Genomic DNA, 20,811 nt, shown 5'->3' on the forward strand with positions numbered 1-20,811 from the left:
TGTAACGTTTAAGTCGCACTACCGGTACAGATCCTTACGTTGATAGGGTTCTATCTCCCCTTTTTTGCGTGTTTTCAATAGTTTTAAAATCCATGTATATTGTTCAAGGCTAGGCAAGACGAGGTATTCAAGCTCTTCATTCATCCTACGTGCTATATACTCATCGTCTTTCCCATCAATGTCATCCATTGGCTCACGAATATAAATGTGTAATTGATGAGTTTTATGATCATATACTGGAAATAGCGGCACAATTTTCGCTTTGCATACTTTCATTAAACGACCAATTGCAGGAAGTGTCGCTTTGTATGTACCAAAGAAATCAACAAATTCACTGTGTTCCTCACCATGGTCTTGATCAGGAAGATAGAATCCCCAGTACCCTTGCCTCACGGATGCGATAAATGGCTTAATCCCCGCCTCTCGCGAATGGAGGCGGCCACCAAAATGATAGCGCGCTTTGTTCCAAAGATAATCTGCAACAGGATTCTTTTGATGGTGAAACATTGCGGCCATTTGCTGGCCTTTTGCCGCTAATAACATCGCAGGTGCATCGACTGCCCACCCATGTGGCACCATAAAAATCACATTACTTTGTTGTTCTTTTAACCGCTGAATGATTTCTTCATTATGCCAATGTGTACGTGCTAACGTTTTATTTGCCCCTCGTAGGCACAATTCCGCCAACATGACAAAAGACTGCGGTGCAGTTTCAAACATGCGATCAACTAAATCTTCTCTTTGCTCTTCCGTGTACTCAGGAAAGCAATAAAGTAAGTTGATCTTCGCACGACGACGAGCACTTTTGGCTATTCTGCCCACCCATTTGCCTATTTTAGCCAGCATCGGGTCACGAATTTTAACAGGTATATAAGCAAGCCCTGCAAATACAGCGGCTCCCAACCAAACACCCCAATATTTTGGCAATAAATAAGAACGATGAAATGTTGGCACATAGCCTTTTTTACTGTCTGTGTCTTTATCTTTATTCATACTGCACTCAAGTGAATAATGGCTATATTTTTATAGCTTAAAATAATGATTTATGGAAGCATTTCAAAAAAAACTGGCAGATACAAGTACCTGCCAGTTATGAAAGGAGAAGAATTTATTACAGCTTCAGTTGAGGTTTTGTTTCTTTAACTAACGCTAAGTATTCTTTGCGCTCTTTACCTGTTAACCCACCTGAACTTGGTAATTTGGCAGTTAAAGGATTAACCGCTTGCTGATTTACCCACATTTCAAAATGCAAGTGCGGCCCTGTCGAGCGCCCTGTATTACCTGACAATGCGATGCGGTCACCACGTTTGACTTTTTGACCAGGTTTAACAAGTAATTGACGTAAATGCATATAACGAGTGGTATATTGGCGACCATGACGAATAGCAATAAAGTTGCCCGCAGCACCACTGTATTTCGACACAATCACCTCACCGTCACCAACTGCTAAAACGGGTGTCCCTACTGGCATTGCAAAGTCTACACCCTTATGTGGTGCAACACGCCCTGTTACTGGATTGACACGACGAGGATTGAACTGGGAAGAAACCCTAAATTGTTTCGCTGTTGGAAAACGCAGGAAACCACGTTCTAAGCCATTCCCTTCGCTATCATAGTATTTGCCATCTTCAGCTCGGAACGCATAATAGCTTTTACCATTAGTTTGCAAACGTACACCAACAAGCTGGCTTTGTTCGCTGCGGCCATTGAGCATTTCACGGCTCATTAACACACTAAATTTATCGCCTTTTTTCAATTTACGAAAATCAATTTGCCATTGTAGCGCTTTAATGACTTCACGGCCTTCATTACGTGTTAAACCTGCTTTACTGGTACTTTGTGCAAAAGAACCATCAACAGTACCTTTTAAAATACTGTTCGTCCATTCGCCAGTACGAATTTGCTTAACCTCTTCGAATTTATTCGTCGTGCCTACTCGGTTAAATACCCGCGTTTCACGGCGATTCACTTCCCATGTTAGTGATTCTAATTCACCTTGCTCTGTCAAAGACCAATTTAGTGCCTGACCAATTTTTAGGTTTCTCAGTGACTTATGTTGATTCGAAAGTGTTGCAACATCCCCAGCTTCAATACCAAACTGAGTTAAAATTGTTGTTAAGTTATCACCGCTTGCAACAACATATTCATGGGCTAACGGCGTTGTCTCCCCCTCCGCACCATCTGCTTCTGCTTCGGTATCTGCAAGACCTTCGTCAGGTAATTGATCACTACTATCTTGAATAATATCGTCAGTGGCATCAGTGGAAGGTAATAACGCTAGAGGAATGATGGTATCAGGCATACCATCATTTTCAGAAGTCGTTGGAACATGAACTGGCCGCCAAATTGCGACGGCCATGGTAGCGACTGTAAGCGTACTTAATACGATTTTATGAGTTCTAGACAGGCTACCATATACCTGAGCCAGACCTTTGGCCATTTGCTGCACTTAAACAATTCCTTCTATTTTTAATTCAGGCAGCTGGCATATTGTTCCGACAAGTTTGTCAAAAACTGCATGTAGCTATCTGGTCCAAGTACCAGCCCAATTCCGAGTGGGTCGAGAGTTCCCATTTTGACTCCCGTATTACGCGCTACACTTTCAATTACTGCAGGCCTGAATTGTGGCTCAGCAAAAACGCATTGCGCTTTATGCTCAACCAATTGTGTTCGTATTTGATGTAATTTCTGCGCACCAGGCTGTATTTCTGGGTTTATCGTAAAATGCCCCAAAGGAGCGAGTTGATAGTGTTTTTCAAAGTAGCCATAAGCGTCGTGAAAAACAAAATAACCCTTGTTTCGAGCTGGCTGCAAAATACTAGCAATTTTTTTATCACTTTGCGCCATATTTTCTCTGAATTTACGAAGGTTTACGTCTAGCTTATCTTTTTGATCAGGATAAAGCTCTACTAAACGATCATGAATGTCCTGTGCAGCGAAATTTGCGATCTCTGGGGATAACCAGATGTGCATATTATACTCACCATGGTGATGATGTTCGTGATCCTTGTCATGATTAGCTTCATCCGAGTGTTCATGGTCATGTTCATCTTCATGAGACTCGGCCATAAGTCGTGATTTAATGTTTGTCTGTTCCGCTAGTGCCAGACGTTTATTCTGAGGTAACGTATTGATAGGCTTCTGTAAAAACATTTCGAGATCAGGTCCAACCCACACAAATAAGTCTGCTTGTTTAATTTTTTTCAAATCAGAAGGTTTTAATGCGTAATCATGCGGGGATGAACCGTCTGGCAGTAGAACTTGTGTCTCCGTCACGCCATCAGCAATACCTGAGGCAATAAAAGCCAATGGACGAATCGATGTTACCACATCCGCATTTGAGGTAGACACCAATGTTGCACTCAATACGGAGGTCGCCACAGCTCCGAAAAGAAATTTACGGGCAATGTGTTTCGATTTATGTATCATAGCAGTCTTTTTCCGTGATTTTAATTTTGAAATGTTATAATATAACACAACATGATTTCTGCAAGATGTTTTTCATATGCAACCATTACTGACTTTAAATAAAATTTCTGTTTCATTTGGTGACAAGCAAGTCCTTAAAGATGTGTCCTTTGAACTTAACAAAGGAGACATTGTGACGCTTTTAGGGCCAAATGGTGCAGGAAAATCAACCATAGTACGTGTTGTTCTTGGGTTACTTCCCCCAACTTCAGGCTCAATTGAACGTGCCTCATCACTTGCTATTGGCTATGTTCCTCAAAAATTGCATTTAGATACAACGCTCCCCCTAACAGTAAAGCGTTTTATGTTACTCAAGCTAGGTGTTCGCCAAGAACATTTATTACCTGCTCTTGAGCGTGTTAATGCGACTCATCTTCTAGAGCAACCGATGCAAAAGTTATCGGGTGGTGAAACTCAACGCGTTTTACTCGCACGTGCATTGCTCAACAAACCTGACTTGCTCGTACTGGATGAGCCTGCGCAAGGTGTTGATATTACAGGTCAAGTTGCTTTGTATGACTTAATTAATCAATTAAGAACAGAGCTTGGCTGTGCCGTACTCATGGTTTCTCACGACTTACACCTAGTGATGGCAAAAACAGATAAAGTACTCTGTATTAATGGCCATATCTGTTGTTCAGGTGCACCTGATGTGGTGTCCAATCACCCTGAATTTGTTGCTATGTTTGGGTATCGCGGTGCGCAACAATTAGGGGTATATCGCCATCAACATAATCACCAACATGATTTAGAAGGTAATATTATTCGTAGCCATCAACACAGCAAGGACTGCAAGCATGATTGAGTTATTATTACCTGGCTGGATAGCGGGCATGTTACTTGCGATTGCAGCGGGGCCATTAGGCTCTTTCGTTGTTTGGCGTCGCATGTCCTATTTTGGTGACACTTTAGCACATGCTTCTTTATTGGGTGTTGCCTTTGGGTTATTACTAAATATTAACCCTTTTTATGCTGTCGTTGCCGTTACCCTTTTACTTGCACTAATTTTAGTTTGGCTTGAAAAACGTCCACAACTTGCCGTTGATACATTACTCGGAATTATGGCTCACAGCTCGTTATCACTCGGTTTAGTGGTCGTAAGTTTAATGGCTAATGTACGTGTTGACCTAATGGCTTACTTATTTGGTGATCTTCTCTCTGTTAACTATGAAGATATTATCATGATCTTTATTGGTGTGATTGTCGTTTGCGGGTTACTTTTTTATCGCTGGCGAGCGCTTTTATCCATTACCGTTAGTCCTGAGCTTGCTTTTGTCGATGGCATCAATATTCAACGTTTACGTTTATTATTGATGTTAGTCACTGCATTAACAATCGGTATCGCCATGAAGTTTGTTGGTGCACTAATTATTACTTCACTTCTGATTATTCCAGCCGCTACCGCTCGTCGTTTTGCACGTACACCTGAGCAAATGGCATTTATTGCGGTGTTAATTGGTATGATATCGGTCACGGGTGGATTAACCTTTTCGGCATTTTATGATACCCCTGCTGGCCCATCGGTTGTTTTGGTTTCTGCCGTTTTATTTGTGCTCAGCTTAACAGTTAAAGCAAAAAACTAATTGATAACTTAAAAGTTTATCCACGCCGTTGTTTATTTTGAACAACGGCGTTTTTATTTATATAAACTTAATTAATATAAATGGCTTTTCCTTTACCGATTATCCATACTCACAAAGAGTAATTTAAATCACAGGATGGTAACATGAAGCAGTCCCTCACCTTTTTGGTTGCTCTAGGGTTATTTTCAGCATCGGCAAGCGCAATAGAATACTCATGCCAGTTAGAAAATAACAAATTAGTTAGCGTTGTTATAGAAAAAGGCAAACCCCCTGTCTATCGTTATGGAACCTTAGGTAAAACTGAGATTACTCTGCCCACCAATACAAAAGGTAAAGAGAATATTTTTGTCGGAGAAGGGATGTTTATCGGTGGTGCAAGCTCAGTCTACATTCGTTTTCAGAATGGTAATTATAATTATGTACTTTATGATGGGGAGGGTAAAGGTTGGTATTATCAAGGTGTTGTTGTCTACAAAGGTGACAAAATTATCAGTAAAAAAGCATGTAAACCATCATCGAACCTGAACTTGTACAGTATTCTAGATTATGGTTTACCGAAAGACACGGGTGATATTGATATCGATTTTACAACCGACCCAAATTCCCGATAAATGCTCAACGCTACCCAGCACGTAAAGTTTCCCCCACCTTAATTCGCTGGTGGGGTATTGGTTACACCTCTTTTGGCGTTAAACCAAAATGGTTATACGCATGCGCTGTCGCCATTCGTCCTCGAGGAGTACGTTGGATAAAACCTTGTTGAATTAAATAAGGTTCTAAAACATCTTCGATTGTTTCACGTTCTTCCCCAATTGCTGCTGCTAAGTTATCCACACCAACAGGACCACCCATAAATTTATCGATAATCGCCACGAGTAGCTTACGGTCTAAGTAATCAAAGCCTGCTGCATCGACATTTAACATATCCAAAGCTTGGTTTGCGATTAGCTCATCAATAGAGCCATCACCTTTAACTTGTGCGAAATCACGTACACGACGTAACAAGCGATTTGTAATACGTGGCGTGCCGCGAGAGCGCATGGCAACTTGCATGGCACCTTCTTCGGTGATATCAAGCCCCATATATTGGGCGCTACGTTTGACAATATACTGTAAGTCCGCAACCTGATAGAATTCAAGGCGTTGTACGATACCAAACCGATCACGTAACGGGGAAGTTAGTGACCCAGCCCGCGTTGTTGCACCAATTAACGTAAATGGCGGTAGGTCAATTTTAATGGAACGCGCCGCAGGCCCTTCACCAATCATGATATCCAATTGGTAGTCTTCCATTGCAGGATAAAGAATTTCTTCAACAACAGGTGAGAGGCGGTGAATTTCATCAATAAAGAGCACATCATGTGGCTCTAAGTTGGTTAGCATCGCAGCTAAATCACCTGCTTTTTCCAATACAGGCCCTGAGGTTGTCCGTAAATTTACGCCTAATTCGTTAGCAACAATCCCTGCGAGGGTTGTTTTACCCAGCCCTGGGGGGCCAAAAATCAACAGATGGTCGAGAGCATCACCCCGCATTTTGGCTGCTTGGATAAAAATCTCCATTTGATCTTTAACCTGTGGCTGACCAATATACTCGCTGAGTAATTTTGGTCTAATCGCACGATCAATGGCTTCTTCATCCGACTGTAAAACTTCAGCAGTAATTAAGCGATCTGCTTCAATCATCTCAATGGCCTCTTAATCAGAGTGCTGCACGTAAGGCATCACGGATTAATGTTTCAGAATCACTGCCTGGCTTCGCGACTTTGCTTATCATGCGACTCGCTTCTTGTGGCTTATAGCCCAATGCAATTAATGCCGCCGCTGCTTCTGCTTCGATATCAGCAGTACTTGGTACCTTACTATTCACATTAGGTAAGTTGATATCACTGGTTTGATTGAATAAATCACCATTCAACCCTTTGAAACGGTCTTTCATTTCAACAACTAAACGTTCGGCTGTTTTTTTACCAATCCCTGGTAACTTAACCAATGATGCAATCGCTTCTTGTTCAATTGCAGAAACAAATTGTTGTGCTGACATACCAGACAAAATTGCCAATGCAAGCTTAGGCCCAACACCGTTAACTTTGATTAATTCTTTGAACAGTGCTCTTTCTTGCTTATCGTTAAAACCATATAGTAATTGGGCGTCTTCACGAACAACAAAATGTGTAAAAACAATCGCTTCTTGCCCAATATCAGGTAATTCATAGAAACACGTCATTGGCATATGAACTTCATAACCTACCCCTTGAAGTTCTAATAAAACTATTGGTGGTTGCTTTTCTAATACGATACCACGTAAACGACCAATCACATTGAATTCCTCTATTATGGCCTAAGACGAAATCTGTTTAGCCAAAGTTATTAATAGTGCTGTTTATACCACAAAAAGAGCTGGATGCATATCCAGTTGCAAGCTATTTGTTTTCATACCGTCAGCTTTCAGACAAACTTCTACCTTAACCGCCCACGCGTTAATACTAAACGAGGATCACCCACTTTTAATAAGTTCTGATTAAAATGGCAATGTGTAATCGCAATCGCCAACGCATCCGCAGCATCGGATTGTGGGTTAGCGGACAGCTTGAGTATTGATTTAACCATATGTTGTACTTGGCTTTTTTCAGCGGCCCCTGTCCCAACAACCGTTTGTTTAACTTGGCGAGCCGCATATTCAAACACTGGAATACTCAAATTTGCCGCTGCAACTATCGCGACGCCACGTGCTTGGCCTAATTTGAGCGCTGAATCTGGGTTTTTTGCCATAAAGACTTGTTCGATTGAAAGAACGTCGGGCTGGTATTGTGTGATAATTTCCGAGACCCCCGCATAAATACGTTGCAGACGACTTGGTAAATCATCAACCTGAGTGCGAATACAACCACTGCCTAGATACAGTAATTGCCGACCTTGTTGGCGAATAACGCCGTAGCCAGTGACACGAGAACCAGGGTCAATTCCTAATATAATTGCCATAAAGAATCGATTTGTACCTCTTATTATTAAATGCTATTTATTCATCATTCTACTTAGTAGCATAATACTATCTATTTCAATTAAATAGCTATTTGATTCTTAATGTTATCCATGGAATATAAAAAGTATAGTAGAAGAAAAAGAAAGAAGAACAAAGGCGTTAGAGAAAACAGGCTGGGTCAGCCCGCTTTCTCTACGCGGAGGGACTAGATTACAGATGTAAAATAGTACGTCACTGATTACAGTGTCGCTGCGACTTCGTCAGAAATATCACCATTATGGTAAACTTCTTGAACGTCGTCAGAATCCTCTAACATGTCGATAAGGCGCATCAATTTTGGTGCCGTTTCAGCATCAAGTTCTGCTGTGATCGATGGGATCATTGAAACTTCAGCCGCTTCGCTCGTAAAGCCTGCTGCATCTAATGCATCTTTAACCGTACCAAATGTTTCAAAGGTAGTGTAAACATCGATTGCACCGTCGTCATAGGTCTCAACGTCATCCGCACCCGCTTCAAGCGCCGCTTCCATCAATGCATCTTCATCCACACCTGGTGCATAAGTAATAACACCACGTTTGGTAAATAAATAAGAGACTGAACCATCTGTTCCCAAGTTACCACCTGTTTTAGTAAACGCGTGGCGCACTTCAGATACGGTACGGTTACGGTTGTCACTTAAGCACTCAACCATAACAGCAGTACCGCCAGGACCATAACCTTCATAAATGATGGTTTCCATATTATCACTTTCATCATTACCCACACCGCGTGCAATTGCACGGTTTAAGGTGTCACGAGTCATGTTATTTGATAATGCTTTATCTACTGCGGCACGTAAACGTGGGTTAGTGCCAGTATCACCACCACCTAAACGTGCAGCAGTGACAAGTTCACGAATAATTTTTGTGAAAATCTTACCGCGCTTAGAATCTTGGGCTGCTTTACGGTGTTTGGTATTGGCCCATTTACTATGACCTGCCATGAAATATCTCCAAAAACGTCAATACAATAATTAATTAGCAAATTCTAAAATAGCCTGACTGTTACTCCATGATTTAGTAAGTTTTGCCGCTTCATTTGGGCTTAACCAACGAAACTCTGTATGTTCAGTCAGTAATGGCATATGTTCTTCATCTAGCACCATTTTAAACCAGTGCTCTTTGCAATGTGTTACATTCGGTGCATAACGATGCCTGAAATGCGGAAAAATTTCAAAGATGATGCTATGGGACAAGTCTTGCAAGCCGTTTTGTTTAACGTCAAAACCTGTCTCTTCTTTGATTTCACGACACGCAGTTTCATACGGTTTTTCGTTAGGTTCCAGACTTCCAGTCACGGACTGCCAGAAGTCTGGATCATCTTTACGCCGTAGCATTAGCACCCGACCGCTTGTTTCAGCCACGATGATGACTAATACCGATTCAGGGCGCTTAAATGCGGTCATTCGCCGTCTTACTCTTCGTCTTTCGCCACAACAGCAATCGCCAACTCAGTCAATGAGTCTGGGTTTGCATAGCTTGGTGCATTCGTCATTAAACAAGCCGCAGCGGTTGTTTTCGGGAAAGCGATAACATCACGGATGTTATCCGTTCCAGTCAATAACATCACTAAACGGTCAAGGCCAAAAGCTAAACCTGCGTGTGGTGGTGTGCCGTATTTCAGTGCGTCTAATAAGAAACCAAATTTTTCACGTTGATCTTCTTCATTAATACCTAAAATGCTAAACACGGTTTGCTGCATTTCATTACGGTGAATACGCACTGAACCGCCACCCACTTCATAACCGTTAATCACCATATCATAAGCATTGGCAACAGCATCTTCTGGTTTACTTGCTAGCTCTTCTGGTGAGAAATCTTTCGGCGATGTGAATGGATGGTGCATCGCGGTTAAACCACCTTCCCCATCTTCTTCAAACATTGGAAAATCGATGACCCACAGTGGCTGCCAGCTATTTAGATCTGTCAGTTCAAAATCACGCCCCACTTTCAAACGCAGTGCACCCATTGAATCTGTGACCACATTTTTCGCACCTGCACCAAACAGAATGATATCGCCATCCGCTGCACCAGTACGGTCTAACAGTTGGTTAATCACCTCTTCATTGAGGAATTTTGCGACTGGGCTTTGAATACCTTCTATTCCTTTAGCACGTTCGTTGACTTTCATCCAAGCCAACCCTTTCGCACCATATATACCCACGAATTGGCCATATTCGTCAATTTGTTTACGGGTCATTGCTGCGCCGCCAGGCACTTTCAATGCCGCGACACGGCCTTTCGGATCATTCGCAGGACCAGAGAATACGGCAAACTCAACATCTTTAACGATATCAGCAACATCCACCAGTTCCATTGGGTTACGAAGGTCTGGTTTATCTGAACCATAACGACGCATTGCTTCTGCAAACGTCATGATTGGGAAATCGCCTAAATCAACATTTTTCACGTCTAACCAGAGATTGCGGATCATGCGTTCCATGATTTCGCGTACTTGCTCTGCAGTCATAAATGAGGTTTCAACATCGATTTGAGTAAATTCAGGTTGACGGTCTGCTCGTAAATCTTCATCACGAAAGCATTTTACGATTTGATAATAGCGGTCAAAGCCAGACATCATCAGTAACTGTTTAAACAGTTGTGGAGACTGTGGCAGCGCGTAAAATTTACCTTTATGAACACGGCTTGGAACTAAATAGTCACGAGCGCCTTCAGGCGTTGCTTTAGTTAACATTGGCGTTTCAACATCAACGAAGCCTTCTGTATCCATGAAATTACGGACAAAACTGGTAATTTTCGCACGAGTGCGTAAGCGCTCAGACATTTCAGGACGGCGTAAATCTAGGTAGCGGTATTTTAAGCGACGCTCTTCTGTATTTGTTTGGTTGCTATCGAGTGGCAACGGTTCTGATTTATTGAATACATAAAGCTCTTGCGCAAAAATTTCAATTTCCCCAGTCGCCATATCTTTATTTTTCTGGCTATCTGGACGCGCGCGTACTGTCCCTGTGATTTGGATACAGAACTCATTACGCAGCTCTGACGCTTTTTCAAATATGTCTTTACGATCTGGATCGAAGAAAACTTGAACGATGCCTTCACGGTCACGCATATCGATAAAAATCAAACCACCTAAGTCGCGACGGCGGTTTACCCATCCACAAAGAGTGACCTGTTGGCCTTCGTGAGCAATGCTTAACTGCCCACAATAATTAGTACGCATACAATATCCTTTTACTCAGCTGTTGTGCTTTTGCTTGCTGCGGGATTTTGGCATTTTGCTGAACCCTATTTGCGAAACACGGGCTGAAAATTCAGAATGTCAAAAAGGCAGACATTATACAGGAAATTCTGTTAGACAAATAGTTGCGAATACCGCTTATCGCCTAAACCATTTTGTTTTTAATCATATTTTCATCATTTTTATGGTTGTTCATCAACTTCATTGTGATTACCACCCTTAGCTAGACAGGGTTAAATGAGGAATATGGTTAAGTTGATTTTAAGGGACTAAAGACGCCATGTATATATTATGGCAAAGGTTTATTTCTAATATCACTTATTGCTGCACAAAAAGTACACGAAGCTTACAGAGTAAGACCTTCATCCCTTTTTATAACTTAATAGCTTAGACATTCTGGGAATTAGGTCGATTTAGGAATTGTTACCTTTTTCAGTTTGCTATAATCCAATTAACTCAGTAATCAACCTAATTAATCATCTGCTGCTTAAGGATCACACATGAAAAAACTGTTAATTGCTTCATCTATGCTGATGCTACTTGTTGGATGCCAAACTGTGAAAACTGCAGATATTGATAACAATAAAACATTTTACATCGATTCCACACTCGCTGACTGCGTGGGTGTTGCTCCAATGAAGTGTATGAAAGTCAAAGAAAACCCAAATGATGACTGGCAGTTATTCTATAGTTCTATTCAAGGTTTTGAATATCAACCAGGCTTCTCTTACGTCTTACAAGTTAAACAATTTGATGTACCAAACCCACCAGCTGATGCACCAAGCATCCGCTATGAACTTGTAAAAATCGTTGAAAAGAAATAAATTTTAATCCTTGATAGTCATTAAGTGAGCTTACTTCCTGCTTAATGGCTTTATTTTATCTCAACCAAATTGAGCAAACTAACCATCGGAAATAACAAGAGTAGCAAAATTATGAGTGATAAAATTATTGATAAACTTGGGTTAATTGCTTTGTCTGAAAATAAAGTTGCCATGGTACGCTCACACAATAAAAGCTTATTTTACATCCCAGGCGGAAAGCGCGAGCAAGGTGAAAGTGATGAGCAAGCTTTATGTCGTGAAATTGAAGAAGAATTGACGTTAAACTTAGTACCTGGCTCTATTGGCTTTTATGGTGAGTTTATAGGACTTGCTGATGGTAAAGACGGTGGCACACAAGTGCGTATTCGCTGCTATTTTGCAGATTACCAAGGAATACCGCAACCTGCCGCTGAAATTGCTGAGTTAGCGTGGTTTACCAGTGAAGATTTACCTCGATGTTCAACGACAGCCGCCGCGGTTCTATCCCAATTAAAACAAGATGGCTTAGTCAAGTAACGCTACGTGATTACCCAAAAAAGTTGTTAATTCATTTGTCGAACGGCATTTTAGGATTTACAATTTAGAAAATATCGTTAATACCCATTACTATAACTTATATTTTTAGGTGTTTTCATAATTTGATTCGTTTTATGGTGGAGTAAAAAATGGTCAGCTCTTTGTACGCTGTACTGGGTGCCTTACTGCTGCTTAGATTATCTTTAAATGTTGTGAAGCTACGTAACCAGTACCGTATAGCCTATGGGGATGGTGGTTTTTATGAACTGCAAACCGCAATTCGTGTTCATGGCAATGCCATTGAATACATACCTATCTCCCTTATTTTATTACTTTTAATGGAGATGAACGGTGCTCAAGTTTGGATGATCCACATTTGTGGTTTAATTTTAATTGCAGGTCGGTTACTCCATTCTTATGGCTTAAAAAACCATGATTACTCTTATCGCCGCTCAGGTATGGTTGCAACTTATCTTTCGATGGCATTAATGGTTATCGCCAATACTTATTATCTGCCATGGCTACAAATCGTTTCATTTAATCTTTAGTGCTCTTCTACGGCACGACTTAATGTGCCGCCTCATTATTTCATTCTCAATGGATTGATTTTCACTGTGCTACCTTTCTGATACAATCCCCCACTACTTTTGTTTGATTATTAATACAGAACTTATGTCAAGTCAGGATCCAAACCACAAAGACAGTCTTTTTTCCGCACCGATTGCTAACCTTGGTGATTGGCAATTTGATGAAAAAGTCGCCGAAGTATTCCCCGATATGATCCAGCGCTCTGTGCCTGGCTATTCCAATATTATTACCATGATTGGTATGCTTGCGGGCCGTTTTGTGAAGCCAAACAGCCGCGTATATGATTTAGGCTGCTCATTAGGTGCGGCAACGCTTTCTATTCGACGCAATATTACGGTTGAGAACAGTAAAATTATTGCTATCGATAACTCCCCAGCGATGGTAGAACGATGCCGCCGCCATATTGATGCCTACCGCGCAAAGACCCCCGTTGAGGTGATTGAAGGTGATATTCGTGATGTGAATATTGAAAATGCATCAATGGTTGTACTCAATTTTACTTTGCAATTCCTCAAGCCTGATGACCGACTTTTATTACTCGAAAAAATTTATCGCGGGTTACAACCAGGTGGTATTTTGGTTCTCTCCGAAAAATTTAATTTTGAAGACAACGAAATCGGTGAGTTACTGTTCAATATGCATCATGATTTCAAACGGGCAAATGGCTATAGCGAATTAGAAATTAGCCAAAAGCGCAGCATGTTAGAAAACGTGATGTTGACTGACTCCGTTGAAACACACAAAGCTCGCCTAAAACACGTTGGGTTTAGCCACTGCGAAGTTTGGTTCCAATGTTTTAATTTTGGCTCACTGTTAGCGCTTAAAGAGGCTTAAAGATGATTGATTTCGGTCGTTTTTACCAACAAATTGCCGTTGGCCCATTAAGTCACTGGTTAGAAACATTACCTGCGCAGTTAACGGAGTGGAAAAAACAAGGTTTACACGGTGGTTTTTCCTCATGGGAAAAAATGCTTGATAATTTGCCTGTTATGCATCCAACCCAATTAGACTTAATTAACAGTGTGACGGCAACTCGCGATCCAGCGCTGACCTCTGGGGAAACACGCCGTTTAAATAATATCCTTGAGCAATTAATGCCATGGCGTAAAGGCCCTTTCTCCCTTTATGGTGTCAATATTGATACCGAATGGCGTTCAGATTGGAAATGGGATCGTGTTTTACCGCATATTTCATCATTAAAAAATAGGTATGTGTTAGATGTAGGTTGTGGCAGCGGTTATCATATGTGGCGGATGTTAGGGCAAGAAGCCAAATTTGTTGTCGGCATTGACCCCACAGAACTTTTCTTATGCCAATTTGAAGCGGTAAGAAAATTATTGGGTGATAACCAACAAGTGCATTTATTACCTCTCGGTATTGAGCAACTTCCTGAGCTAAAAGCCTTTGATACGGTGTTCTCCATGGGGGTTTTATATCATCGCCGCTCTCCACTTGACCACTTATGGCAATTAAAAAACCAATTAGTTAGTGAAGGCGAATTAGTGCTCGAAAGTTTAGTGGTTGAAGGTGATGAATTTCAATGCCTCATCCCAGGTGATCGCTATGCACAAATGCGTAACGTCTATTTTATCCCTTCCGCTAAAATGCTTAAGGTGTGGTTAGAAAAATGCGGTTTCGTCGATGTGCGTATTGTTGACCAAGCCGTAACTTCATTAGAGGAACAGCGCCGCACACCGTGGATGAAAACAGATTCTCTCGCAGAATTTTTGGACCCGAATGACCAAACTAAGACGGTTGAGGGCTATCCAGCTCCGCTGCGGGCAATTCTAGTTGCACGAAAGCCTTAAACGAGTAATGTGCCTATCGGTATAACCCCATAGGCACATTTCATCAGCCCATTATTACATCGCTATTTGCCATAAGTTATAAAATGCAACTCGTCCAGATAACTCGGCGAGTATCACCGCTAACACGCAAATACTGAGCACAATAGCAGAGTTTCTGCCGCGATAGAGCAGCGCAGGAAAAACAAACAGCATGATTGCTATCACCACTAATTGAAACGCCCAAAAACCAGCTTGTTCAGCACTTATTACAGGCCCTGTTTCACCTAGGAATGAGATATATGCCGCTCTTGTGGCAAAAATGATAATCGCACCAAGCAGAAATGCCATTGAACCAAGCCGTTGCGCCCCCATTAAAATCGCCAGTGCCCCACCGCCAACAAACAGTGTCATCCACATTTGCAGTGTTGTGAAAACCGTAAACCAGTTGGCAACAGTTTCAATATTATAGACTTGTGGTATTGACCATACGAATGCCAATCCGAAAATGATCGCGCCCACATTACAGACTTCTCGTAACATGGCATTTTTGACAAACAACGTAAAAAAGACAATCCCTGCACCAAATGCGACAAAAATACCGCTCAGTAAGGCTTCATTACTCATTGGCGAGCGCCCTACACCTAACAACATATTGAAAAAACGCAATGGTTGTCCCACATGCAAACTGCCGATAACTAAAGCGATAAGCATCAATACAAAAGCCAGGATGTTCGATTGGCGTAATTGTTCGCTACTCGACCAACCGATTCGTTTGCTTAGATAAGCAAACGAATAAAGCCCAGCGGCGGACTGACCAAAAACAGTAAAAAAAACAAGAGGAAGTTCGTGCATGTTAGACCTCCGCAGGGTTCTGTAATATCCCGCTTTTATCACCCGATGGTTTAGCATCTTTATGCGGTTTAATCACGATATTGGGATTTGTTAAACTTGGGTCTGGCATTGGGGCAATCCCACTAATTTGTCCATGGCGCTCACGTAACACGTTAATATCATCAAAATCTAACGCACGCTGAGGGCATGATTCGACGCACACAGGTTTCATGCCTTTTTCTACTCGCTCATAACAGCCATCACATTTGCTCATCAGCTTTTTCTTTTCATCATATTGCGGAGCGCCATAAGGGCAACGTAACTCACAATACCGACAACCGACACAAATAGTTTGATCAACAACCACGAGGCCATCTTGCTCTCGTTTATGCATCGCTCCTGTTGGGCAACCCTCGACACATGTTGGGTTTGAACAGTGATTACAAGAAATTGACAAGTAATAGCTGTACACATTTTGCTGCCAAATACCGTCTTGTTGCTGCCAACTTCCCCCTCCGAATTCATAAACACGGCGGAACTTAGGGCCAAGGTCTAAATCCTTTTCATCTTTACAACTGACCTGACAGGTTTTACACCCCGTGCATTTGGTCGAATCAAAATAAAAACCATACTGTTTCATTTGTCGCTCCTTATGCACGTTTCACATCAACGAGGTTAGTATGTTGAGGATTACCTTTTACGAGTGCAGACGGCTGCTGAGTCGTTAGCGTATTAATACAACCACCAATATCAACGCCTTCGCTATCAAGTTCACGCCATGCCCCTTGAGGAACCGCAATCACGCCTGGTAATACCCGCGCCGTTACTTTCGCCTTAATTTTTATGCGCCCTCTATCATTGAAAATCTCAGTGAGATTGCCATCTTGGATACCTCGAGCGGATGCATCGATTGGGTTTATCCAATATTGATGTGGTACAGCCTCACGCAATACCGCGACATTAAAGTAGGATGAATGCGCATGGCCTTTATCATGAAAGCCCGTCATTTGTAGTGGGTATTTTTCCCTTGCCTTTGTATTTTCAACCCCTTCTGTATTCACACAGTATTCAGGCACTGCGGGAATACGTTGGTCATCAGGGTAGTCCCATTCTTGGGCTATTTTTGCTAAGCGTGCTGAGTAAATTTCAATTTTGCCTGATGGCGTTGGCAGCGGGTTTTCGGTTGGTGAATCCCGATAAGACTTCAGTGCAATATAGTCTGCACTATTTGCGAGTTTTCTATCAACAATCCCCATGTCATTGGTTTCTTCGAAAGTGGGTAACTGTGGATTTTTTTCACGCATTTGGTTGTAACAATGTTCTATCCATTGCTCATGAGTTCGCCCCTCAGTAAATTGGTCTTTAATCCCCAATTTGTCAGCAATATCAGTTAAAACATCGTAAGATTGTCGGCATTCCCACAGCGGTGTGATCGCATTTTGCAGGCGTATCGCATAGTGATAAGCTCCACTTGCATAGGAATTATTGATTAAGTCATTCGACTCAACGCTGCTCACATCAGGTAGAATTAAATCTGCGTAGTTGGTGGATGGCGTCATGTGGATATCCCACACAAGAATAAATTCACAGAGTGATTCATCCGCCAAAATTTTATGGGTTTTATTTAAATCTGAGTGTTGATTTCCCGTCACATTACTAGCGTAATGCCAAAGAAATTTTACGTTGGTTTCAAGCTTGTCCTTTCCTAATAGCGTGGCATTTTCCGCTGTCATTTCAGTACCGCGGACAATGGCATCAGTCCACATAAAACACGGGATTTTAGTTTTTACAGGGTTAGGTATCGCAAATCCAGGAACGGGATAAGCTACGTTACCGCCCCATCCCCCTGCATTGGTGCCTGCTCGACCAATATTGCCCGTCACAATAGGCAACATCATCACCGCCCGTGCAGCTTGTTCCCCTGATGCGGTTCTTTGTAAGCCCCAACCTTGCGAAATCCACGCGGCCTTGGCATTGCCCAATTCACGAGCCAATTGAATGATCCGCGTTGGTGATACCCCCGTTATTTTGCTCGCCCATTCTGGTGTTTTTTCGACACCATCTTCACCGAACCCTAAAATGTAATCTTTATAGGAGGCATTTTTAGGGGCCGAGTCTGGTAATGTTTGGCTATCCCACCCAACACAATATTGTGCGAGAAAAGCTTCGTCTGTTAATTCTTCTTTAATTAAAGTATGAATGATAGCAGCAACGAGCGCACCATCCGTTCCAGGATAAATAGGTATCCACTCTGCGCCTAATGTTGTCACACTATCCGTACGACGCGGGTCGATAATAATCACTTTTGCTTTGCTTTTTTCTAATGCTTGCAAGGTTTCATAGAATTGCCCACCACCTGACATGCGCGTTTCTGCAATGTTGTGCCCAAACATAACAACGAGATCGCTGTTGGCAATTTCAGATAAAAGGGAATCATCCAACTTGCCATATACATAAGGGATCACGCCGTTTATCTGTGCTGTTGAATATGTTCCGTGTTGGTCAAGAAAGCCACCAAGCTGATTTAATAAACGTTTACAGGCATTACGCCCTTGTAAATTAGCCCCTGTCGAACCCGAGCCATATTGGTAATAAATCGCTTCATTGCCGTACTTATTAATTGTCTCTTTTAATTTTTCAGCAACAATGGTTGTCGCTTCATCCCAACTAATACGTTTAAATTTGCCTTCTCCCCGTTTACCAACACGGATCATTGGGTATTTTATTCTGTCTGGGTTATAGGTTTTCCAACGAACAGAACGCCCTCTTAAGCAAGGGCGTATCTGGTGTAAACCAAATTGACTGTCATCGTACATCGTTTCATTAGAAATACGGGTAATAACATCATCTTTGACATGAACTTTTAGTGGACAGCGGCTTCCGCAGTTCACTAAACAGGCGCTATATTTGATTTTTTCATTAATTTCATCTGGCTGGGTTTTAGCCATTGAAGCGGCTTGAGCCGTAAAGGGTAATGAGATAGAACCTGCAACGGCAGTTGCTGTTGCGGCTGAGGCAGAGACTTGAATAAATCGTCTCCTGCTTAACGCTTTCTTTCCTAAGTGATTAATAATCATTACATTGCTACCTTCTAATTATTATTAAATAAACTAAAAAATATATTTTTATAATAATTAGATAGTAGGCATGTATTTTGTAAGGTTAATTGATATGCATCAACCAAGATGAGTTTGTGAATATGTTGGCTACTTAAACCCAATAATCCATGGTTTTTGTTAAATTCTAACGCATAATCAACTAGTAAAAGTCAGAACTTCAAAAAAGAATATTTATAGAAATTATAGATTTACTACTCTAATGTTTACTTGACTGCTTTTGCTATTCCCTATAGCACCAAGACAAAATAAGAAGAAACCCATAATAGGTTTCTCCTTTAAATTTTGAGCACCTTTAAATTAGTACTTTTTCCGTAATAGAAATAAAGTCCTTCATCGCTTCTACAGTAGGCCCATCAACGCAATAATGTGTGAACTCATCCGTTTCACTATTAGATGCCATCGTCACGCCCACTTTACGGTAATTCATGGTTGATGGTACCGTTTTACCTGCAGAACTGTGTACTTCAGTTAAACCAATTTCCATAAACTTACTTAAATTAGCTAAACGAACCCCCGCACCTGCCATAATTTTAGGACCATTGATTTCTTGGCTTTTTTCGTGCAATTCTTTCAATAATGGCAATCCCAATTCTGCACTCTGCTGCTGGCCCGAAGTTAAAATTCGCGCTACACCTAATTCATTTAATTGCTCTAAGGCAAGTAGTGGATTGATGCACATATCAAACGCGCGATGGAAAGTTATATTCATCCCATTGGCGATTTCCATCAACCCATGCATACGGTTAATATCAATGCGCCCTTCACTATCAAGAATGCCAATGACTGCTCCTGGAAACCCCATTTCCTTTATCATGATTAAATCTTCACGAATAACGTCAAATTCGCTAACGTTATAGCAAAAATCACCACCACGAGGACGAATAATGGGATGAACTGGAATGTGAAGTTTTTCTCTTGCTAATTTCAGATAGCCATAGCTTGGTGTTAGACCGCCATCTGCGGCACCAGAGCATAATTCGATACGGTCAGCACCGTATTCTTGCGCTACTTGAGCACATTCAATTCCGAAACAGCAAATTTCCAGTTTCGCCATGATTACCTCCAAATGTGGTAATAAAGCCCATGCTTTAAATTCCCCTAATACAAATAGATAGGGGTAGAATAATAATTGTTAATACCGTTTTGAATAATGCCATTTATTAAAAAATGTTATCGGATGGATATCACACCCCGAAAAAAACACTGGCACTATTGATCAATAACGTTAATTGCATCACTTATTTTTCACTTTCAATTATCTTTTTTAGCGTAAATGGGTGGTATTTGACGGTTATTTTACCATTTGACACTGCCAATGTTGGATTGGGCAAACGTTCTTGCTGCCCTTTAGGCTGACTTACTTTCACATTAAATCCGATTGGAAGAGGGTTCGGCAGTAATGCTCGTGCCGTTTTTTCCAATTCTGCGGGAGGCACATTAATCACCATTTCAATATGTTCCCAACTTTCTTGTGGGTATTTTTTATCTTTTGGAAACGGTAGCTCAACGATAAATACACTCTGCCCAGCAATTTGTAGTGGTTGGCTAAGTTCATATAAACGAATTGGCCTGCCATTGATGATATTATCGGAAATAATCTGCCCGCATTGCAATAAACCTTCATGCCAGCGCTGTGCTGTTTCAAGGTAGTGGCAGCGTACTGAAATATGATCGATAACGTAAGCCGTTAATGACACATCAAGTTGTTTCGCCATTAATTGCAACTGGTTGGCAAATTTAGGTAAGTCTTCCCATAAATCGTTTAATTGTGGAACTTCACGAAATGGCAGCACAACAAAAACCTCTTTTTATCTACTTATCATCTAAACAATGGCGCTGACTGTAGCATGAGTCCCCCAAAATATGGTATAAAAC

The 20,811-nt window shown here is 41.5% G+C and carries 22 protein-coding genes; 8 read left to right on the plus strand and 14 right to left on the minus strand.

What is annotated here, in order from left to right; translation table 11 throughout:
- Positions 1 to 18: 18 nt before the first annotated feature.
- From lpxM to znuA, 3 genes are all read right to left on the minus strand, one after another.
- Entirely contained in the window at positions 19 to 993 is a 975-nt protein-coding gene (gene lpxM / locus AABS66_RS01085) for a lauroyl-Kdo(2)-lipid IV(A) myristoyltransferase (protein WP_206084176.1), read from the minus strand.
- A gap of 118 nt (positions 994 to 1,111) precedes the next feature.
- On the minus strand, positions 1,112 to 2,449 hold the full coding sequence (gene mepM, locus AABS66_RS01090) for a murein DD-endopeptidase MepM (protein ID WP_241016837.1): 1,338 nt from the start codon (positions 2,447 to 2,449) through the stop codon (positions 1,112 to 1,114).
- Between the two features lie 20 nt (positions 2,450 to 2,469).
- Positions 2,470 to 3,429 carry a zinc ABC transporter substrate-binding protein ZnuA gene (znuA, locus tag AABS66_RS01095; RefSeq protein ID WP_206084175.1) on the minus strand — a complete coding sequence of 320 codons (960 nt, stop codon included), beginning with the start codon at positions 3,427 to 3,429 and terminating at the stop codon, positions 2,470 to 2,472.
- Between the two features lie 76 nt (positions 3,430 to 3,505).
- Between znuA and znuC the strand changes: the two genes are divergently transcribed.
- The 3 genes from znuC to AABS66_RS01110 all read left to right on the plus strand — a co-directional run bounded on the left by znuC (position 3,506) and on the right by AABS66_RS01110 (position 5,662).
- A complete protein-coding gene (gene znuC / locus AABS66_RS01100) occupies positions 3,506 to 4,273 on the plus strand; it encodes a zinc ABC transporter ATP-binding protein ZnuC (protein WP_206084174.1) in 768 nt (255 codons plus the stop codon).
- A complete protein-coding gene (znuB, locus tag AABS66_RS01105; protein ID WP_206084173.1) occupies positions 4,266 to 5,051 on the plus strand; it encodes a zinc ABC transporter permease subunit ZnuB in 786 nt (261 codons plus the stop codon). The genes znuC and znuB overlap by 8 nt, the downstream gene beginning before the upstream one ends.
- Positions 5,052 to 5,194: 143 nt before the next feature.
- Positions 5,195 to 5,662: a hypothetical protein gene (locus AABS66_RS01110; RefSeq protein WP_430224446.1), complete on the plus strand. Its 468-nt coding sequence runs from the start codon at positions 5,195 to 5,197 to the stop codon at positions 5,660 to 5,662.
- Positions 5,663 to 5,723: 61 nt separating this feature from the next.
- Here the strand turns inward: AABS66_RS01110 and ruvB are convergent, their stop codons facing one another.
- The 6 genes from ruvB to aspS all read right to left on the minus strand — a co-directional run bounded on the left by ruvB (position 5,724) and on the right by aspS (position 11,253).
- Positions 5,724 to 6,734 (minus strand): Holliday junction branch migration DNA helicase RuvB, encoded by a 1,011-nt coding sequence (gene ruvB, locus AABS66_RS01115; protein WP_206084171.1) that lies wholly within the window; start codon positions 6,732 to 6,734, stop codon positions 5,724 to 5,726.
- Between the two features lie 16 nt (positions 6,735 to 6,750).
- Positions 6,751 to 7,368, minus strand: a complete 618-nt coding sequence (ruvA, locus tag AABS66_RS01120; RefSeq protein ID WP_430224447.1) for a Holliday junction branch migration protein RuvA — start codon at positions 7,366 to 7,368, stop codon at positions 6,751 to 6,753.
- 140 nt (positions 7,369 to 7,508) lie between these two features.
- Positions 7,509 to 8,030, minus strand: coding sequence for a crossover junction endodeoxyribonuclease RuvC (gene ruvC / locus AABS66_RS01125; RefSeq protein WP_206084169.1), 522 nt, complete (start codon positions 8,028 to 8,030; stop codon positions 7,509 to 7,511).
- A gap of 239 nt (positions 8,031 to 8,269) precedes the next feature.
- Positions 8,270 to 9,013: a YebC/PmpR family DNA-binding transcriptional regulator gene (locus AABS66_RS01130; RefSeq protein WP_206084168.1), complete on the minus strand. Its 744-nt coding sequence runs from the start codon at positions 9,011 to 9,013 to the stop codon at positions 8,270 to 8,272.
- A 30-nt stretch (positions 9,014 to 9,043) separates the two neighbouring features.
- On the minus strand, positions 9,044 to 9,475 hold the full coding sequence (gene nudB / locus AABS66_RS01135) for a dihydroneopterin triphosphate diphosphatase (protein WP_206084167.1): 432 nt from the start codon (positions 9,473 to 9,475) through the stop codon (positions 9,044 to 9,046).
- Between the two features lie 8 nt (positions 9,476 to 9,483).
- Positions 9,484 to 11,253, minus strand: coding sequence for an aspartate--tRNA ligase (gene aspS / locus AABS66_RS01140; protein ID WP_206084166.1), 1,770 nt, complete (start codon positions 11,251 to 11,253; stop codon positions 9,484 to 9,486).
- A gap of 518 nt (positions 11,254 to 11,771) precedes the next feature.
- On the opposite strand from aspS, the gene AABS66_RS01145 reads away from it, so the two are divergent.
- The 5 genes from AABS66_RS01145 (at position 11,772) to cmoB (ending at position 15,007) form a co-directional block, all read left to right on the plus strand.
- Positions 11,772 to 12,095 (plus strand): DUF4377 domain-containing protein, encoded by a 324-nt coding sequence (locus AABS66_RS01145; protein WP_206084165.1) that lies wholly within the window; start codon positions 11,772 to 11,774, stop codon positions 12,093 to 12,095.
- 111 nt (positions 12,096 to 12,206) lie between these two features.
- Complete coding sequence (locus AABS66_RS01150; protein WP_206084164.1) at positions 12,207 to 12,611, plus strand: NUDIX hydrolase; 405 nt, start codon at positions 12,207 to 12,209, stop codon at positions 12,609 to 12,611.
- 149 nt (positions 12,612 to 12,760) lie between these two features.
- Positions 12,761 to 13,159, plus strand: a complete 399-nt coding sequence (locus AABS66_RS01155) for an MAPEG family protein (protein WP_206084163.1) — start codon at positions 12,761 to 12,763, stop codon at positions 13,157 to 13,159.
- A 124-nt stretch (positions 13,160 to 13,283) separates the two neighbouring features.
- Positions 13,284 to 14,033 carry a carboxy-S-adenosyl-L-methionine synthase CmoA gene (gene cmoA, locus AABS66_RS01160; RefSeq protein ID WP_225818333.1) on the plus strand — a complete coding sequence of 250 codons (750 nt, stop codon included), beginning with the start codon at positions 13,284 to 13,286 and terminating at the stop codon, positions 14,031 to 14,033.
- Between the two features lie 2 nt (positions 14,034 to 14,035).
- Complete coding sequence (cmoB, locus tag AABS66_RS01165) at positions 14,036 to 15,007, plus strand: tRNA 5-methoxyuridine(34)/uridine 5-oxyacetic acid(34) synthase CmoB (RefSeq protein WP_206084161.1); 972 nt, start codon at positions 14,036 to 14,038, stop codon at positions 15,005 to 15,007.
- Between the two features lie 54 nt (positions 15,008 to 15,061).
- Here cmoB and AABS66_RS01170 read toward each other — a convergent pair whose 3' ends face one another.
- The 5 genes from AABS66_RS01170 to AABS66_RS01190 all read right to left on the minus strand — a co-directional run bounded on the left by AABS66_RS01170 (position 15,062) and on the right by AABS66_RS01190 (position 20,729).
- The gene (locus tag AABS66_RS01170) at positions 15,062 to 15,838 is read right to left on the minus strand and encodes a dimethyl sulfoxide reductase anchor subunit family protein (protein ID WP_430224448.1); all 777 of its coding nucleotides are present in this window, start codon (positions 15,836 to 15,838) and stop codon (positions 15,062 to 15,064) included.
- Position 15,839: 1 nt separating this feature from the next.
- Entirely contained in the window at positions 15,840 to 16,457 is a 618-nt protein-coding gene (locus AABS66_RS01175; protein WP_206084159.1) for a DMSO/selenate family reductase complex B subunit, read from the minus strand.
- Positions 16,458 to 16,467: 10 nt separating this feature from the next.
- Positions 16,468 to 18,894, minus strand: a complete 2,427-nt coding sequence (locus AABS66_RS01180; RefSeq protein WP_430224449.1) for a DMSO/selenate family reductase complex A subunit — start codon at positions 18,892 to 18,894, stop codon at positions 16,468 to 16,470.
- A gap of 334 nt (positions 18,895 to 19,228) precedes the next feature.
- Positions 19,229 to 19,990, minus strand: a complete 762-nt coding sequence (cutC, locus tag AABS66_RS01185; protein WP_272538485.1) for a copper homeostasis protein CutC — start codon at positions 19,988 to 19,990, stop codon at positions 19,229 to 19,231.
- 184 nt (positions 19,991 to 20,174) lie between these two features.
- On the minus strand, positions 20,175 to 20,729 hold the full coding sequence (locus AABS66_RS01190) for a VOC family protein (RefSeq protein WP_206084156.1): 555 nt from the start codon (positions 20,727 to 20,729) through the stop codon (positions 20,175 to 20,177).
- Positions 20,730 to 20,811: the final 82 nt, after the last annotated feature.

It is taken from the genome of Providencia sp. SP181 (assembly GCF_050446505.1).
Lineage (GTDB): Bacteria > Pseudomonadota > Gammaproteobacteria > Enterobacterales > Enterobacteriaceae > Providencia > Providencia vermicola.

What these genes read in the sequence shown, in the direction of transcription:
- lpxM (WP_206084176.1), bottom strand. Translation starts at nt 993, where the DNA reads ATGAATAAAGATAAAGACACAGACAGTAAAAAAGGCTATGTGCCAACA.
- znuA (WP_206084175.1), bottom strand. Translation starts at nt 3,429, where the DNA reads ATGATACATAAATCGAAACACATTGCCCGTAAATTTCTTTTCGGAGCT.
- znuC (WP_206084174.1), top strand. Translation starts at nt 3,506, where the DNA reads ATGCAACCATTACTGACTTTAAATAAAATTTCTGTTTCATTTGGTGAC.
- znuB (WP_206084173.1), top strand. Translation starts at nt 4,266, where the DNA reads ATGATTGAGTTATTATTACCTGGCTGGATAGCGGGCATGTTACTTGCG.
- AABS66_RS01110 (WP_430224446.1), top strand. Translation starts at nt 5,195, where the DNA reads ATGAAGCAGTCCCTCACCTTTTTGGTTGCTCTAGGGTTATTTTCAGCA.
- ruvB (WP_206084171.1), bottom strand. Translation starts at nt 6,734, where the DNA reads ATGATTGAAGCAGATCGCTTAATTACTGCTGAAGTTTTACAGTCGGAT.
- ruvC (WP_206084169.1), bottom strand. Translation starts at nt 8,030, where the DNA reads ATGGCAATTATATTAGGAATTGACCCTGGTTCTCGTGTCACTGGCTAC.
- AABS66_RS01130 (WP_206084168.1), bottom strand. Translation starts at nt 9,013, where the DNA reads ATGGCAGGTCATAGTAAATGGGCCAATACCAAACACCGTAAAGCAGCC.
- nudB (WP_206084167.1), bottom strand. Translation starts at nt 9,475, where the DNA reads ATGACCGCATTTAAGCGCCCTGAATCGGTATTAGTCATCATCGTGGCT.
- aspS (WP_206084166.1), bottom strand. Translation starts at nt 11,253, where the DNA reads ATGCGTACTAATTATTGTGGGCAGTTAAGCATTGCTCACGAAGGCCAA.
- AABS66_RS01145 (WP_206084165.1), top strand. Translation starts at nt 11,772, where the DNA reads ATGAAAAAACTGTTAATTGCTTCATCTATGCTGATGCTACTTGTTGGA.
- AABS66_RS01150 (WP_206084164.1), top strand. Translation starts at nt 12,207, where the DNA reads ATGAGTGATAAAATTATTGATAAACTTGGGTTAATTGCTTTGTCTGAA.
- AABS66_RS01155 (WP_206084163.1), top strand. Translation starts at nt 12,761, where the DNA reads ATGGTCAGCTCTTTGTACGCTGTACTGGGTGCCTTACTGCTGCTTAGA.
- cmoA (WP_225818333.1), top strand. Translation starts at nt 13,284, where the DNA reads ATGTCAAGTCAGGATCCAAACCACAAAGACAGTCTTTTTTCCGCACCG.
- cmoB (WP_206084161.1), top strand. Translation starts at nt 14,036, where the DNA reads ATGATTGATTTCGGTCGTTTTTACCAACAAATTGCCGTTGGCCCATTA.
- AABS66_RS01170 (WP_430224448.1), bottom strand. Translation starts at nt 15,838, where the DNA reads ATGCACGAACTTCCTCTTGTTTTTTTTACTGTTTTTGGTCAGTCCGCC.
- AABS66_RS01175 (WP_206084159.1), bottom strand. Translation starts at nt 16,457, where the DNA reads ATGAAACAGTATGGTTTTTATTTTGATTCGACCAAATGCACGGGGTGT.
- AABS66_RS01180 (WP_430224449.1), bottom strand. Translation starts at nt 18,894, where the DNA reads ATGATTATTAATCACTTAGGAAAGAAAGCGTTAAGCAGGAGACGATTT.
- cutC (WP_272538485.1), bottom strand. Translation starts at nt 19,990, where the DNA reads ATGGCGAAACTGGAAATTTGCTGTTTCGGAATTGAATGTGCTCAAGTA.